This window comes from Myxococcus sp. CA005 (genome assembly GCF_006518205.1).
GTDB lineage: Bacteria > Myxococcota > Myxococcia > Myxococcales > Myxococcaceae > Myxococcus > Myxococcus xanthus.
Genome location: NZ_SRLV01000059.1, coordinates 1 through 14,840 on the forward strand (window position 1 = coordinate 1; position 14,840 = coordinate 14,840).

At 66.2% G+C, this 14,840-nt stretch carries 9 protein-coding genes and 1 pseudogene; 7 read left to right on the forward strand and 3 right to left on the reverse strand.

Annotation, left to right across the window (positions count from 1 at the left end; translation table 11 throughout):
- Positions 1-227 (reverse strand): annotated as a pseudogene (locus FMQ63_RS24050) (hypothetical protein); the annotation flags it as partial.
- A 1,033-nt stretch (positions 228-1,260) separates the two neighbouring features.
- On the opposite strand from FMQ63_RS24050, the gene FMQ63_RS24055 reads away from it, so the two are divergent.
- The 4 genes from FMQ63_RS24055 to FMQ63_RS24070 all read left to right on the forward strand — a co-directional run bounded on the left by FMQ63_RS24055 (position 1,261) and on the right by FMQ63_RS24070 (position 7,429).
- Complete coding sequence (locus FMQ63_RS24055) at positions 1,261-3,324, forward strand: PrkA family serine protein kinase (RefSeq protein WP_011555777.1); 2,064 nt, start codon at positions 1,261-1,263, stop codon at positions 3,322-3,324.
- A gap of 22 nt (positions 3,325-3,346) precedes the next feature.
- Complete coding sequence (locus FMQ63_RS24060; RefSeq protein ID WP_011555778.1) at positions 3,347-4,456, forward strand: DUF444 family protein; 1,110 nt, start codon at positions 3,347-3,349, stop codon at positions 4,454-4,456.
- A gap of 35 nt (positions 4,457-4,491) precedes the next feature.
- A complete protein-coding gene (locus tag FMQ63_RS24065) occupies positions 4,492-5,985 on the forward strand; it encodes a SpoVR family protein (protein WP_011555779.1) in 1,494 nt (497 codons plus the stop codon).
- Between the two features lie 265 nt (positions 5,986-6,250).
- A complete protein-coding gene (locus FMQ63_RS24070; protein WP_141591412.1) occupies positions 6,251-7,429 on the forward strand; it encodes a M23 family metallopeptidase in 1,179 nt (392 codons plus the stop codon).
- Positions 7,430-7,476: 47 nt separating this feature from the next.
- Here the strand turns inward: FMQ63_RS24070 and FMQ63_RS24075 are convergent, their stop codons facing one another.
- The gene (locus tag FMQ63_RS24075; RefSeq protein WP_011555781.1) at positions 7,477-8,061 is read right to left on the reverse strand and encodes a DUF2378 family protein; all 585 of its coding nucleotides are present in this window, start codon (positions 8,059-8,061) and stop codon (positions 7,477-7,479) included.
- 225 nt (positions 8,062-8,286) lie between these two features.
- Here FMQ63_RS24075 and FMQ63_RS24080 point away from each other — a divergent pair, with 225 nt between their 5' ends.
- The 3 genes from FMQ63_RS24080 to FMQ63_RS24090 all read left to right on the forward strand — a co-directional run bounded on the left by FMQ63_RS24080 (position 8,287) and on the right by FMQ63_RS24090 (position 12,794).
- Entirely contained in the window at positions 8,287-10,791 is a 2,505-nt protein-coding gene (locus FMQ63_RS24080) for a glycogen/starch/alpha-glucan phosphorylase (protein ID WP_011555782.1), read from the forward strand.
- Positions 10,788-11,264 carry a nuclear transport factor 2 family protein gene (locus FMQ63_RS24085; protein ID WP_011555783.1) on the forward strand — a complete coding sequence of 159 codons (477 nt, stop codon included), beginning with the start codon at positions 10,788-10,790 and terminating at the stop codon, positions 11,262-11,264. The genes FMQ63_RS24080 and FMQ63_RS24085 overlap by 4 nt, the downstream gene beginning before the upstream one ends.
- Positions 11,265-11,723: 459 nt before the next feature.
- The gene (locus tag FMQ63_RS24090; RefSeq protein WP_011555786.1) at positions 11,724-12,794 is read left to right on the forward strand and encodes a lipase secretion chaperone; all 1,071 of its coding nucleotides are present in this window, start codon (positions 11,724-11,726) and stop codon (positions 12,792-12,794) included.
- Between the two features lie 15 nt (positions 12,795-12,809).
- Here FMQ63_RS24090 and FMQ63_RS24095 read toward each other — a convergent pair whose 3' ends face one another.
- On the reverse strand, positions 12,810-14,762 hold the full coding sequence (locus tag FMQ63_RS24095; protein WP_026113792.1) for a M3 family metallopeptidase: 1,953 nt from the start codon (positions 14,760-14,762) through the stop codon (positions 12,810-12,812).
- Positions 14,763-14,840: the final 78 nt, after the last annotated feature.

Below are 14,840 nucleotides of genomic sequence, written 5' to 3' on the forward strand. Positions count from 1 at the left end.
TAACGAGCCTGTCCCCTCCCCGCCCCCGCCTGCCATTCCACGTAGAGCGGCACCGCGACCTCGGGGCCATACTCCGTTCGCAGCTCGCGGCCGGCCCCCACGCCCAGCACCGTCTCAACCTCGGGTGAGACCGACACCACCATGCCCTGGCCCCACCCTCGCCGCTGCTCCAGCCGCAGCGCGCGGCGAGGTGAGCGCCCTGCATCGAGCAGTGCCGTCGCCACCACGTCTCCCTCCGCATGAGGGACTGTTGCCTGGCCCCATGCGCCAAGAAGACAGGTTGCGACGAGCAGGAGGACGGGCACCAGGAGGCTCCAAGGAAGGACAGGCGCCATGCCCCACTGCATACGCCATGCTCAGAGGTCTTCCTCTCGTGCACGCCCCCGAGCCGTCCAGAATGAGAGACCCTTCGAGTGAAGCATGGGCTGCGCCGCGCCAGACGCGGATGCGCCGTGTCGCGTTTCATTCACAGCAAAGCGCGCCTGCGACGAGCCACTTTCCGCAGGCCTTGATGTCTCATGCGATGAGCTTGAATGCGGGGGACAAGCCGCCTGCCCGCCAGCCTTGAGGTCCCATCCGGCCTCTAGCGGCACCTTTTCGAGCCACAGGTCGCCTTCCTACACGCCCTGATGTCTCACCCGGCATGCCTGGTGGCGACGAGCGCCTGGACCACGGGCCCATTCCCGCATGCCCGATACCTGGCATGGCATGCGCCGATGTCCGTCGCGCCTCGCCGTGACGTGAGCGGCGAATCATCCCCTTGTCACCTCGCGGGACGCGCGTCCGGCGCACAACACTCACTCGGTACCCGACGCCCATCCCGCACAACCGCTCGCCTGCTTTCATGCATGCGACGCCAGCCTCGTCCGTGAAGGCTCCGCGCCGACATGTGGAGTGAAAGGGCACGCTGCCCCACAACCCACACGAGCATTGCTGCTGCCGGGCGCCGGGGAAATGACCGTTCAGGCGTTCACTACCCTTCGTGCAGCCGGTGTGCGCCTACCCCCGTGGGCGAGGGCCCTTATAATCAAGATGCCTTTTCACCCCGTGGAGGGGGTGCGCCTTCGGGTGTTCCACCCCTGACACGAGCGTAACGCGCGGTCCCACTCCGCGGCGGGGTCCCGAAGGGGCAGCAGGGCTGTCGTGCCTGGGACCTCGTCGGGGTGGGTGTGGAATGGCAGTCATGCCCTCCAGGTTGACCATTTTGGCCCCCCTGTCGGCGCGGCTTTCCGCGTCCCCGGGTGGCTCCGAGGGAGAGACATGAAGGACGCTGAGAAGGGTTCGTGGGTCTCCAGAATCGCCGCGCTGCAGGACGTGAAGACCTACGCGGAGCTCAACTGGGAAGGCTCGTTCGAGGAGTACCTCGAAATCGTCCGGCAGAACCCCAAGGTCACCCGCACCGCCTTCCAGAGGATCTACGACATGATCCTCAGCCACGGAAAGACGGAGTACATCGACAACAAGAAGAAGCTCATCCGCTACCACTTCTTCAGTGACGAGAAGTTCGGCGGCCGTGACGCCATCTTCGGGCTCGATGTCCCGCTCATGAAGCTGGTCAACGTCTTCAAGTCCGCCGCCCAGGGCTACGGCACCGAGAAGCGCGTCATCCTCCTCCACGGCCCCGTGGGCTCGTCCAAGTCCACCATCGCGCGCCTGCTGAAGAAGGGCACCGAGGACTACTCCAAGACGCCGGAGGGCGCCGCGTACACCTTCTCCTGGCTCACCGACAAGAAGGGCTCGGACGGCGCCCCGGTGAAGGAGAAGATGAAGTGCCCGATGAACGAGGAGCCGCTCAACCTCATCCCCCGGGAGTGGCGTTCCAAGATCTACGCCGAGCTGTCTGCGCCCGAGTCCGGCTACACCATTCCGGATGGCTCCGAGCTGTGCCCCGCCTGCCGCTTCGTCTTCAAGGACCTGATGACGCAGTACCAGGGCGACTTCGCCAAGGTCATGAGCCACATCCGCGTCAACCGGCTCGTCTTCAGCGAGAAGGACCGCGTGGGCATCGGCACCTTCCAGCCCAAGGACGAGAAGAACCAGGACTCCACTGAGCTCACCGGTGACATCAACTACCGGAAGATCGCCGAGTACGGCTCCGACTCCGACCCGCGCGCCTTCAACTTCGACGGCGAATTCAACATCGCCAACCGCGGCATCATCGAGTTCGTCGAGGTGCTTAAGCTGGACGTCGCGTTCCTCTACGACCTGCTCGGCGCGTCGCAGGAGCACAAAATCAAGCCGAAGAAGTTCCCGCAGACGGACATCGACGAGGTCATCCTCGGCCACACCAACGAGCCCGAGTACAAGAAGCTCGAGAACAACGAGTTCATGGAGGCCCTGAGAGATCGCACGGTGAAGATTGACGTCCCGTACATCACCAAGCTGTCCGAAGAGGTGAAGATCTACGAGAAGGACTTCAACTCCCGTGCCATCAAGGGCAAGCACATCGCTCCGCACACGCTGGAGATGGCCGCCATGTGGGCCGTGCTCACGCGCCTGGAGGAGCCCAAGAAGCACAACCTGTCGCTGCTCCAGAAGCTCAAGCTCTACAACGGCAAGACGCTCCCGAACTTCACCGAGGACAACATCAAGGAGCTGCGCAAGGAGAGCAACCGCGAGGGCCTGGAAGGCATCTCCCCGCGCTACATCCAGGACAAGATCTCCAACGCCCTGGTGAGCGACAAGGGCGAGGGCTGCATCAACCCCTTCATGGTCCTCAACGAGCTGGAGGCCGGCCTCAAGACGCACTCCCTCATCAACAACGAGGACACGCGCAAGGGGATGAAGGAGCTGCTCACGTCCGTGAAGCAGGAGTACGAGGACATCGTCAAGAACGAGGTCCAGCGCGCCATCTCCGCAGACGAGGACGCCATCGCCAAGCTGTGCGGCAACTACATCGACAACATCAAGGCCTACACCCAGAAGGAGAAGGTCAAGAACAAGTACACCGGCCTCTACGAGGAGCCCGATGAGCGGCTGATGCGGTCCATCGAGGAGAAGATCGACATCCCCGATACCCGCAAGGACGACTTCCGCCGCGAAATCATGAACTACATCGGCGCGCTCGCGGTGGAGGGGAAGACCTTCAACTACCGGACCAACGAGCGGCTCCACAAGTCGCTGGAGCTGAAGCTGTTCGAGGACCAGAAGGACAGCATCAAGCTCAAGAACCTGGTGTCCTCCGTCGTCGACAAGGAGACGCAGGAGAAGATCGACCTGGTGAAGGACCGGATGATGAAGAACTACGGCTACTGCGAGATCTGCTCCACGGACGTGCTGAACTTCGTGGCCAGCATCTTCGCCCGCGGCGACGCGAAGGAGTAACACCAGAGAGGGGCGAGCCGTCGTGACCTTGAAGATCCACCAGGACCACTCCCGCTTCAAACAGATCGTCCGGGGGAAGATCAAAGCCAACCTGCGCAAGTACGTGCAGAAGGGCGAGATGATTGGGAAGAAGGGGAAGGACGCCATCTCCATCCCCATCCCCTTCATCGACATCCCCCGCTTCAAGTACGGACACAAGGAACAGGGGGGCGTCGGGCAGGGTGACGGCGACGTCGGCCAACAGCTCGGCCCCGGGGCGGTGGAGCCCGGCGAGGGCAAGCAGGCCGGCCAGGGCGAAGGCGACCACGCCATGGAGGTGGACGTCACGCTCGACGAGCTCGCCCAGATTCTGGGCGAGGAGCTGCAGCTGCCCAACATCGAGCGGCGGCAGAACGAGCGCATCATCACCCAGAAGATCCGCTACACCGGCGTCAACACCACCGGCCCGGAGTCGCTGCGGCACTTCAAGCGGACCTTCAAGCAGGCCCTGCGGCGGCAGATTGCCGCTGGCACGTATGACCCGGCGCGGCCCGTCATCATCCCCACGCGCGAGGACCGCCGCTACCGCAGCTACAAGCTCCAGGACCTGCCCGAAACGAACGCGGTCATCATCTACATGATGGACGTGTCCGGCTCCATGGGTGACGAGCAGAAGGAGATCGTCCGCATCGAGAGCTTCTGGCTCGATACGTGGCTGCGCCACCAATACAAGGGCCTGGAGGCGCGCTACATCATCCACGACGCGGTGGCGCGCGAGGTGGACCGCGACACGTTCTTCCACACCCGCGAATCCGGCGGGACGATGATCTCCAGCGCCTACAAGCTCTGCCGGGACATCATCCTGGCGGACTACCCGAAGAGCGCGTGGAACATCTACCCGTTCCACTTCAGCGACGGGGACAACTGGAGCGCGGACGACACGCGGCAGTGCATTGAAATGCTGCGCAACGACGTGCTGCCCAACGTCAACCAGTTCGCCTACGGCCAGGTGGAGTCGCCCTACGGCAGCGGCCAGTTCATCAAGGATTTGCGCGAGGCGGTGGGGGACACGCCCAACGTCGCGCTGAGCGAAATCGCGGACAAGGACGCCATCTATGCGTCCATCAAGGACTTCCTCGGCAAGGGCCGCTGACTTCAGCGGTCCTTCCCCACCGGAGCGACTGCCCGATGCCCAAGAGCCTCCCCCCTCGCCTCGCCTCGCTCCGCGACGAAATCCATGGCTACGCCAAGGAGTTCGGCCTGGATTTCTTCGACACCCACTTTGAGATGGTGTCCTACGACGAGATGAACATGGTGGCCGCCTACGGCGGCTTTCCCACCCGCTATCCCCACTGGCGCTGGGGCATGGAGTACGAGCAGCTCGCCAAGGGCTACGAGTACGGGCTGAGTAAAATCTACGAGCTCGTCATCAACAACGACCCTTGCTACGCCTACTTGATGGAGAGCAACCCAGAGGTGGACCAGAAGCTCGTCATGGCCCACGTCTACGGTCACTGCGACTTCTTCAAGAACAACTTCTCCTTCCGGCACACCAACCGCCGGATGATTGATGAGATGGCCAACCACGCCACGCGGGTGAGGCGCTGGGTGGACAAGATTGGCGTGGAGAAGGTCGAGGACTTCATCGACCGGACGCTGAGCCTGGAGAACCTCATCGACCAGCACGCGCCGCACATCCGGCGCAACCCGGACCCGAAGAAGGCCGAGGACGAGCTCAAGGCCAACGAGCGCGTGGAGGGCTTCAAGGTGGACCGCGAATACATGCGCGGCTACATCAACCCGTCCGAGTTCCTCGACTCACAGCGCAAGAAGGTGGAGGACGAGAAGCAGCGCGCCAAGAAGTTCCCCGAGCGCCCGCAGCGCGACGTGCTGCTCTTCCTGCTGGAAGAGGCGCCGCTGGAACCGTGGGAGGCGGACATCCTCGCGATTCTGCGCGACGAGGCCTACTACTTCGCGCCCCAGGGCCAGACGAAGATCATGAACGAGGGGTGGGCCAGCTACTGGCACTCCACCATCATGACGCGCCGGGCCCTCAAGGACGACGAAATCATCGACTACGCGGACCACCACTCCGGCACCATGGGGACCCGCCCTGGCGCCATCAACCCGTACAAGCTCGGCATCGAGCTGTGGCGCGACATCGAGGAGCGGTGGAACAAGGGCCGCTTCGGCAAGGAGTGGGACGAGTGCGATGATTTGCGCGCGCGCCGCGCCTGGGACAAGAAGCTGGGCGCCGGCCGCGAGAAGATCTTCGAGGTCCGCAAGCACTACAACGACATCACCTTCATCGACACGTTCCTGACGCCCGAGTTCGCGATGGAGCAGAAGCTCTTCGTGTACGGCTTCAACGACAAGCGCAACTCGTGGGAGATCCTCGACCGCGAGTTCAAGAAGGTGAAGAACAAGCTCCTCCAGGGACTCACCAACTTCGGCCAGCCCATCATCGAGGTGGTGGACGGCAACTTCGAGAACCGCAGCGAACTGCTGCTGGCGCACCGCCACGACGGACAGGACCTCAAGGGCGACTACGCCCGCGAGACGCTGCGCAACCTCCAGTCCCTGTGGCGCCGGCCCGTCAACATCCTCACGCGGTACGACAACAAGGGCGTCATTCTCCGCTTCGACGGGCAGAGCCACTCCGAGCGGAAGGTGGAACTCTGAGCAGCCGTGCCCGCCCCGGGCGGTGCGCCAAAGATTCACCGACGGCATCGCCTGTTCGAAGTAGCGCGGGTCCGCGGACACGGGCCTCGTCGATGCGCCGGAGGCCCTGAGGACACCGGGTGGGCAGCGTCTCCCGCTGGGGGCGAAGGGAGGCCGGGCCAGGCGCTCCTCGGTGGCTTCAAGCAGCCAGGCAGCCGAGCCCGGAAATTTCCCGGCCCTTCGCTGGGCGAGCGCCAGGGTGTCCACTACACTCGGCCGCCGCCCCATGAGAATCGCTCCCCTGCTCTGCCTGGCCGCCGCGCTGCTGGCTTCGACGTCCGAAGCCGCGGTCCGTCACGTCATCAAGAACCGCCGTATCGAGCCGCGCCAGACGCTCGCGCAGGCGCTGCACGACGCGCAACTCCCGGACGCGCAGGTGGCCGCCGTCATCTCCGCGCTGGAGGGCGTGTTCGACTTCCGCAAGTCGCGCGTGGGCGACCAGTTGCGGCTCGTCATCCGCGACGGGGAGCTGGACTTCTTCGACTACCGCCAGAGCATGGTGGACGAGTGGCAGGTCCGCCGCGACGGCGAGAAGTACGTGGGCAGCAAGCGCGCCATCGAGGTGGAGAAGCAGGTCGCCGTGGTGGCGCTGGAAATCCAGTCGTCGCTGTACGAGGCGGCGGTGGCCGCCGGCGAGGACCCGGCCATCGGCATGGTGCTGGCGGACGTGTTCGCCTGGGACATCGACTTCTACCGTGACGTGCGCAAGGGCGACACGGCGCGCGCGCTGGTGGAGAAGTTCGTCTCCAAGGGCCGCCTGCTGCGCTACGGCGACGTGCTGGCGGCGACGTACGCGGGCGGCCTCGTGGGCAATAAGAAGGTGTACCGCTACGTGCTCCCGGACGGGCAGCCCAACTACTTCAACGAGGAGGGCGCCAGCGCGAAGAAGACCTTCCTCAAGACGCCCCTGAAGTACGCCAACGTCACCAGCCGCTTCGGCTCGCGCTTCCACCCGGTGCTCAAGTACCTCAAGGCCCACAATGGCGTGGACTACGGCACCCCCATCGGCACCCCCGTGTGGGCGGTGGCCGACGGCACGGTGACGCAGGCGGGCTACGCGGGCGCCGCCGGCAACATGGTGGTCATCCGCCACGCCAACGGCTTCGAGACGCAGTACATGCACCTGTCGCGCTTCGGCGAAGGCGTCCGCGCGGGCGCCCGCGTGCGGCAGAAGCAGGTCATCGCCTACTCCGGCAACACAGGCCGCTCCACCGGGCCGCACCTGCACTTCGGGCTCAAGCGCAACGGCCAGTACACCAACCCGCTCAACCAGCAGTTCCCCCGCGCGGACCCACTGCCCAAGGAGCTGCTGCCGGACTTCCTCGCCAAGGCGCAGGAGCTGACGGGGCAGATGGAGGCGGTGTCCGTGGCCGCCGTCGCCGGGCAGGCCGCAGCGATGCCGTGACGCTGTGACGCGGTGCGCGGCCCCTCCGTGGGACGCGCGCCGCGGGTCTACTCCCAGGTGATGACGTAGTCAGCGCCCGTCACGCCGCGAGGCGTGCCCACCACCCGGCTCTTGCAGCCGACGACGCTCAGGGCCTCCTTCAAGACGCCCTCGTGGTACTGCACCGGCTGCATGTCCCCGTGGAAGGCCAGGCGCACCTGCTTGTCTCCCAGCACGGCGAATTCGCGCCGGCCGTAGCTCACCAGCGTCGAGTACGCGGTGGGTGCGTGGGAGAGGAGCCGCTTGGGGTCGCCCTTGCCGATGAGCCGGTTGAGCGTCTGCCCCACCGTGGACTGGAAGAAGTGCGTGACGGCCGCGGCCCCGCAGGCCCGCACCGCGTCCTCCATGGAGCCGTAGACGGGCGTGAGCGCTTCCGACGTCGCGTACAAGAGGCGCAGGGCATCAATGGCCGGGTAGGAGAAGAAGTCCACCGGGGAGCGCTTGAAGAAGGGCTCACGCAGGCGAGTGGCCGCCTCCACACCCAGCTTCTTCTCTGTCAGGTTGAACACCGCGTTGAAGACGAGCCCGCGCACCGTGTCGTCGGGACGGATGACGGCCAACCGTTGTTCGAGGTCGTTCTGCGGAAAGCCCATGGCGGATGGATCTCTACATCAATCCGTCTCCGGGTTGGCGCGCCATCCACCGGCAGGCAGTCCGCCGCCCTTCCAGGTGAGCTGTCCCCAAGGGCCGGGACGCGCTTTACCGGTGCGATGCGAGACACGGCTGCGCTAGCCTGATGCACCTTCGCGAACCCGGGAAACCCCGGTGCCCGCGAAACCATGAACCCGCAGCAACTCCGTCCAGAGATACCCAGCGCCATGGCCCCTCCTGCCTCCGCCTCCCAGCCGCCCCGCCCCGCCCAGCCGGCCACGACTGACGACAGCGGGCTCGGGCACGACGCGGCCAGCTTGCGCCGTTCCTTCCTCGACCACGTCCGCTATTCGCGCGGAAAGAACTACGAGTCGTCCACCCCCCATGACCGCTTCATGGCGCTGTCGCTCGCGGTGCGTGACAGGCTGGCAGACCGGTGGGTGAAGACGTCGCGCACGTATTACGAAAAGGACGTCAAGCGCGCCTATTACCTGTCCGCCGAGTACCTGCTGGGTCGGGCCCTGGGCAACAACCTGCTGAACCTGGGGATGTACGAAGCGGCCTCCGAGTCGATGCAGGAGGTGGGAGTTGACCTCACCAACCTGCTGGAGATGGAGCCGGACGCGGGCCTGGGCAACGGCGGCCTGGGCCGCCTGGCCGCGTGTTTCATGGAGTCGCTGGCCACACTGGCCTACCCCGGCATGGGGTACGGCATCCGCTACGAGTTCGGCATCTTCACGCAGGACATCGTCGACGGGTACCAGGTGGAGCGCGCCGACGAGTGGCTCAAGTTCGGCAACCCGTGGGAAATCGTCCGGCCGGAGAAGGCGGTGCCGGTGCGCTTCTTCGGGCGCGTGGAGCACCACCAGGGCCCGGATGGCCGTCCCGTGGCGCGCTGGGTGGGCGGCAAGACGGTGGTGGGCGTTCCGTATGACACGCCCATCGCCGGCTACCACAACAACACCGTCAACACGCTGCGGCTGTGGCAGGCGCGCGCCTCCGAGGAGTTCGACCTGCTGCTGTTCAACGCGGGCGACTACGAGCGCTCGGTGGTGGAGAAGAACGACTCGGAGGTCATCTCCAAGGTCCTCTACCCCAACGACGCGTTCCAGGCCGGCAAGGAGCTGCGGCTCAAGCAGCAGTACTTCTTCGTCGCGTGCTCCATCGCGGACATCGTCCGGCGCTATCTGAAGAACCACACGGACTTCAAGGACTTCTCCCGCAAGGCAGCCATCCAGCTCAACGACACGCACCCGGCCATTGGCGTGGCGGAGCTGATGCGCGTGCTGGTGGACGAGAAGCGCCTGCTCTGGGACGAGGCGTGGACGATTACCCAGGAGACGTTCGGCTACACCAACCACACGCTGCTGGCCGAGGCGATGGAGAAGTGGCCGGCGACGCTCTTCGAGCGGCTGCTGCCCCGCCACCTGGAAATCATCTACGAAATCAACTCGCGCTTCCTGCGGCAGGTGCAGATTCGCTACCCGTACGACCAGGAGAAGATGCAGCGGATGAGCCTGGTGGAGGAAGGGGCCGAGAAGAAGATTCGCATGGCCCACCTCGCCGTCGTCGGCAGCCACAGCGTCAACGGCGTGGCCGCGCTGCACACCGACCTGCTGCGCCGGGACGTGCTGACGGACTTCGCGTCCATGAACCCGGAGCGGTTCAACAACAAGACGAACGGCGTGACGCCGCGCCGCTGGCTGGCATGGTGCAACCCCCGCCTGTCCAAGCTGATTACGTCCCGCATCGGCGAGGGCTGGGTCACGGACCTGGACAAGCTGACGAAGCTGGAGGCGCACGCGGAGGACCCGGAGTTCCGCAAGGCCTTCCGTGAGGTGAAGCGCGCCAACAAGGAAGACCTGGCCCGGCACATCCGTGACTTGCGCTGGGTGCAGCTCAATCCGGACGCCATCTTCGACGTGCAGATCAAGCGCCTGCACGAGTACAAGCGCCAGCTCCTCAACGCGCTGCACATCGTGGCGCTGTGGATGAAGGCGCGCAGGGATCCGTCCACCATCATCCACCCGCGGGCGTTCATCTTCGGCGCCAAGGCGGCGCCGGGCTACCACCTGGCGAAACTGACCATCCGGCTCATCAACGGCATCGCCGAGGTGGTGAACAGCGACGCGGGCACCACGGGCCTGCAGGTCGTGTTCGCCCCCAACTACCGGGTGAGCCTGGCCGAGCGCATCATCCCCGCCGCGGACGTGTCCGAGCAGATCTCCACCGCGGGCATGGAGGCGTCCGGCACCGGCAACATGAAGCTGATGCTCAACGGCGCGCTGACGCTGGGCACGCTGGACGGCGCCAACGTGGAGATTCGCGACGCGGTGGGCGACGAGAACTTCTTCCTCTTCGGCCTCACGGCGGACGAGGTGATTGCTCGCAAGCGCGAGGGCTACCGCCCGCGCGACGAGTACAACCAGCACCAGGAGCTGCGCGAGGCGCTGGACCTGATTTCCACCGGCTTCTTCTCGCCGGAGGACAAGCACCTCTTCAAGCCGCTGGTGGACAGCCTCCTCGAGGAGGACCGCTACCTCATGCTGGCGGACTTCCCGTCGTACATGGCGAAGCAAGAGGACGTCGCGCACGCCTACAAGGACGCGGACGGCTGGGCGCGCAAGTGCATCATCAACGTGGCGCGCGGCGGCATCTTCTCCTCGGACCGGACCATCAAGCAGTACGCCGAGGAGATCTGGCGCATCCAGCAGACGCCGGTGGATCCGTGAGCACAGGGCCCGCATCCCCTTCCCTCCCGGCCGGTGACGACGCCGACCGGAGGGCGCTGGAGGACGTGGTGCGGGCATTCACCGACGCCTTCAACCGCGACGACCTCGATGCGGTGATGGCGTACTTCACGCCGGACGCGATGTACGAGACGTACGACGGAAAGCTGTGCCGGGGCCTCGCGCAGGTGCGCGAGGCCTTCGCCGCGCAGTTTCGCGGTGACTTCGGGCGCATCCGATTCCTTACCGAGGACATGGTGGTGGATGCGCCCGCGGGCAAGGTGGTGTTGCGCTGGCGCTGTCAGCACGAGGTGTCCGCGCGCCGCGGCCCGCGCCAGCTCATGTACCGGCTGATGTACGGCCAGCACTTCGGCTGGTACGGGCTGGACGTCCTGCACTGGGAAGCAGGACGTCTGCGCGAGAAGCGGACGTATGCCCAGGCCGGGCTGCCCCTGGTGCGACGTGGGAGGCCTTGAGGTCAGGCCGGGACGGGCTCAGTAGCTCCAGTTCCAGCACGCGCCGTAGGCCGTGCGCTCGCAGATGGTGTTCGCCACATCCTGGCAATTGCCCCAGTCGACGCCACCTGCGAACTCCCACAGAGCAGATGGCGCCAGGGATGTAGCCCTCACAGATGGCCTGCGCCGCCGTGGTCAGCGTCGAGCCGTCGGCATCCTCCAGCTCCGCTCCGCCGCACGCGCTGACGAGGAATCCGAGCGAAACGCTGGCAAACAAGGTCATCGCCTACTTCATGGTGTCTTCCCGGAGAACAATCCAAATCAGAACACAAACACTCACGAATTCGCCCATCACCTTCGTTACACGGAAAACATCCGCGGCGTCCGCTGCGCTTCAGCGGACATCCGAGGCTTCCAGCTCCGCTCAAGGGACTGGAGGGTGATTGGCATTGGAGTCGTCACGTCCGAGGACCTGGCGGCATGAGATTGCAAGCCAACCGGGTGCTGGGAGCGAGTGCGGCCATCCTGGGGCTGCTCTTGGGATGGCGGATTCTCCCCGTGGGACAGACTGCTGGCGCGCCCCCCGCCCCTGGCCCCGTGAGCTCCCAGGGCCGCAGCGGTCCAACGCTCGTGGGGGCCCCGGCGAGCCGTCCGCCCATGCCCGGCGCCGTCAACGCAGCAGCCCCGGCGGCAGAGTCCCTGGCCTTGGAGTTGGAGGTGCTGCGCCTCTCGCTGCTCGAGCGCTTTGGCTCGCGCCTGCACGAACCGTCCGTCCAGCTCCGGATGCTGGAGCAGCTCATGCGGTATTTCCAGACGCGCTCACCGGACCGGTGGAGAGAAGAACTCCAGACATTCCTCCGCAGAGCCTTTCCCGGCCAGTACGAAGCGCTGGCCACCCTGCTGCGCGACCGTCTGGACTACGAGAAGTGGGTAAAGGACAACGACGCCTACCTGCGAGGGTTGGACTCGAAGCAGCGCCGTGCCGCCGTTTGGGACGCGCGCAACCGCCTCTTCGGGAAGGAGACGGCGCAACGCCTCTGGGCTTCGGAGCTGAAGCACCACGCGCTGGTGGACGCGCTCCAGGTGATTGATGCGAGGCAGGACCTGCCCCTCTCGGAGAAGCTGTCTGCCTACAAGGCGCGGCTGGGAGAGGTCTACGGAGACGGGGCACCAGCGCAGCTCTCCCGGCATTCGCAGGAGACGATGAATCGCTTCCTGGCGCTGCCCTCCGTCCAACGTGAGCTGACGGGCATGACACCGGCCGAACGCGCGCGCAGCCTGTGGGCCGTGCGCCAGGAGATGGGGCTGAATGACGAAGCGCTGCGGCGATGGGACGCGCTGGACCAGACACGGGATGCCCGCTGGGAAGCGGGGCTCCGGTACATGGCGGAGCGCGCGACCCTGGCACGGACGCTCTCCGGCGATGCGCTGGAGGCCCGCCTCCAGGAGGTGCGCGCCCGCTACTTCGGCACCGAGGCGGACGTCATCGCCCAGGAAGAGGCCAGTGGCCTCTTCCGCTTCACGCGCCCCCGGCAGTGGGGGCGCAACTGAAACGCGGACGGGACGTCACGCCGCCTGATTGAGCCACTCCTCATAGGCGCGGAAGTCGTAGTCGCGCCCCAGGAAGGCATTCACCAACCGGGCCGCGTCGTCGGAACCACCCGGCTCCAGCACCGCGCGCCGGTAGGCCTGGGCGGGCTCCGGGGACAGCATCCCCTTCTGCTGGAACACCGTGAACAGGTCCTTCGCGATGACGAGCGACCACATGTACGTGTAGTAGTTGGACGAGTACCCGTCGAGGTGGCCGAAGGAGAGGTGGAAGTAGGTGCCCTCCACGTACGGGAAGGGCGTGAACTTCCCCTGAAGCTCGCGCACGAGCGTCACCGCGTCCACGCCCTCCGGCTTGCGCCGGTACAGCTCCAGGCTGAGCGCCGCGTAGAACATCTGCTGGCGCACCCACAGGCCCTTGCCGAACTCCTCCGCGCGGCGCATGCGCTCCACCACATCCGCGGGGATGGGCTCGTTCGTCTGGTAGTGCTTCGCGAACGTCTGGAGGCTGGCGGTGTCACGCGCCCATTCCTCCAGCATCTGCGACGGCGCCTCCACGAAGTCCCACTCCGTGCGCACGCCGGACACGCCCGCCCAGCGCGTGTGGCCGCCGAAGATGTGGTGCAGCAGGTGGCCGAACTCGTGGAAGAAGGTCTCCACGTCGCTGTGCTGGAGCAGCGCGGGCTCCGCGCCAGGACGGGGGAAGTTGCAGACCAGCACCCCTTCCGGCAGCCTCCGTCCCGACTTCCCGCTGGTCAGCGTGAACTGGGCCGCGTGCTTGTACTTGTCGTCGCGCGGGTGCATGTCCAGGTAGAAGCGCCCACGCAGCGTGGCGCCCTCGAACACGTCGTAGGCCTCCACGTCCGGGTGCCACACCGGCGCGTCCGCGACGCGGCGGTAGGTGACGCCAAACAGGCGCGCCGTCAGGTCGAGCACGCCCTGCTTCACGCGCGTGTACTCGTAGTAGGGCCGCACCACCTGCGAGTCGAAGGCGTACTGCTCCGCCTTCACGCGGTCCTCCAGGTACGCCTGGTCCCACGGATTGACGCGCTCGGCGCCAGGGACGTCACGGCGCTTGCGCTCCAGCAGCGTGGCGTAGTCGCGCTCCATGCGCGCACCGGACGCGGCGGCGATCTTCTCGATGAAGTCCGAGGCGGCCCCCTCGTCCCGAATCATCTTGTCCTCGGTCGCGTAGGCCGCCCAGTTCCGGTAGCCCAGCAGCGTGGCCAGCTCGTTCCGGCGGGACACCATGCGCTGCAGGACGTCCGCGTTGGCGGGGTGGCCGCGCTGGCGGAACACGCGCCACATCTGCTCGCGGGCCTGGGCATCCCGCGAGTACGTCATGAAGGGGACGATGTCCGGGTAGTCCGTGGTGATGCGCACCTTGCCGTCCGGCCCGGGCGGATGGGCGCGCACGTAGTCGTCGGGCAGGCCCTCCAGCGCGGACGGAGACAGCGCCTCCGTGCGCGTGTCCTGGCGGATGTTGCGACTGAACTCCTGACCGATGCGGACCAGCTCCTCCTGGAGCGCCTTCACCCGAGCGCGGGTGGCGTCATCCCGGTCCACGCCCGCGCGGCGGAACTCCCGCCGCACCTTCTCCATCCACTTCCTCGTGGCGGCGTCCTCGCCGGACAAGTCCAGCGCGGCCAGCACGTCATAGACGCCCCGGTCCATGCGGATGTCGTTGCTGAGCGTCTCCAGGGCCTGCTCGGCGGCCTCGGCGGCCTCGCGCATGGCGGCGTCCGGGTGCGCATGGCGGGCGACGCTGGCGCGGGCTCCCGCATCGTCGAGCGCTGCCGTGGCCTCGTCGTAGATCTCCAGCACCTCGCGCGTGACGTAGGGGGGGCGGAGGGCCTTGAGCTGGGCGATTCCCGCTCGGGCGGCGGCCATGGCCTCCTCACCGGCACGCGTGAATTCGGCCGGTGGGCAGGTGACGAGGCGGGCGGCGTCGGGGACTTGGCTCTCTGACACAATCTGCTCCTGGACGTGATGACGGCGAATATACGGCCGCAAAGGTAATGCGCCGGACGCCGGGGAGCAGCAGGGATT

What these genes read in the sequence shown, in the direction of transcription:
- FMQ63_RS24055 (WP_011555777.1), top strand. Translation starts at nt 1,261, where the DNA reads ATGAAGGACGCTGAGAAGGGTTCGTGGGTCTCCAGAATCGCCGCGCTG.
- FMQ63_RS24065 (WP_011555779.1), top strand. Translation starts at nt 4,492, where the DNA reads ATGCCCAAGAGCCTCCCCCCTCGCCTCGCCTCGCTCCGCGACGAAATC.
- FMQ63_RS24070 (WP_141591412.1), top strand. Translation starts at nt 6,251, where the DNA reads ATGAGAATCGCTCCCCTGCTCTGCCTGGCCGCCGCGCTGCTGGCTTCG.
- FMQ63_RS24075 (WP_011555781.1), bottom strand. Translation starts at nt 8,061, where the DNA reads ATGGGCTTTCCGCAGAACGACCTCGAACAACGGTTGGCCGTCATCCGT.
- FMQ63_RS24080 (WP_011555782.1), top strand. Translation starts at nt 8,287, where the DNA reads ATGGCCCCTCCTGCCTCCGCCTCCCAGCCGCCCCGCCCCGCCCAGCCG.
- FMQ63_RS24090 (WP_011555786.1), top strand. Translation starts at nt 11,724, where the DNA reads ATGAGATTGCAAGCCAACCGGGTGCTGGGAGCGAGTGCGGCCATCCTG.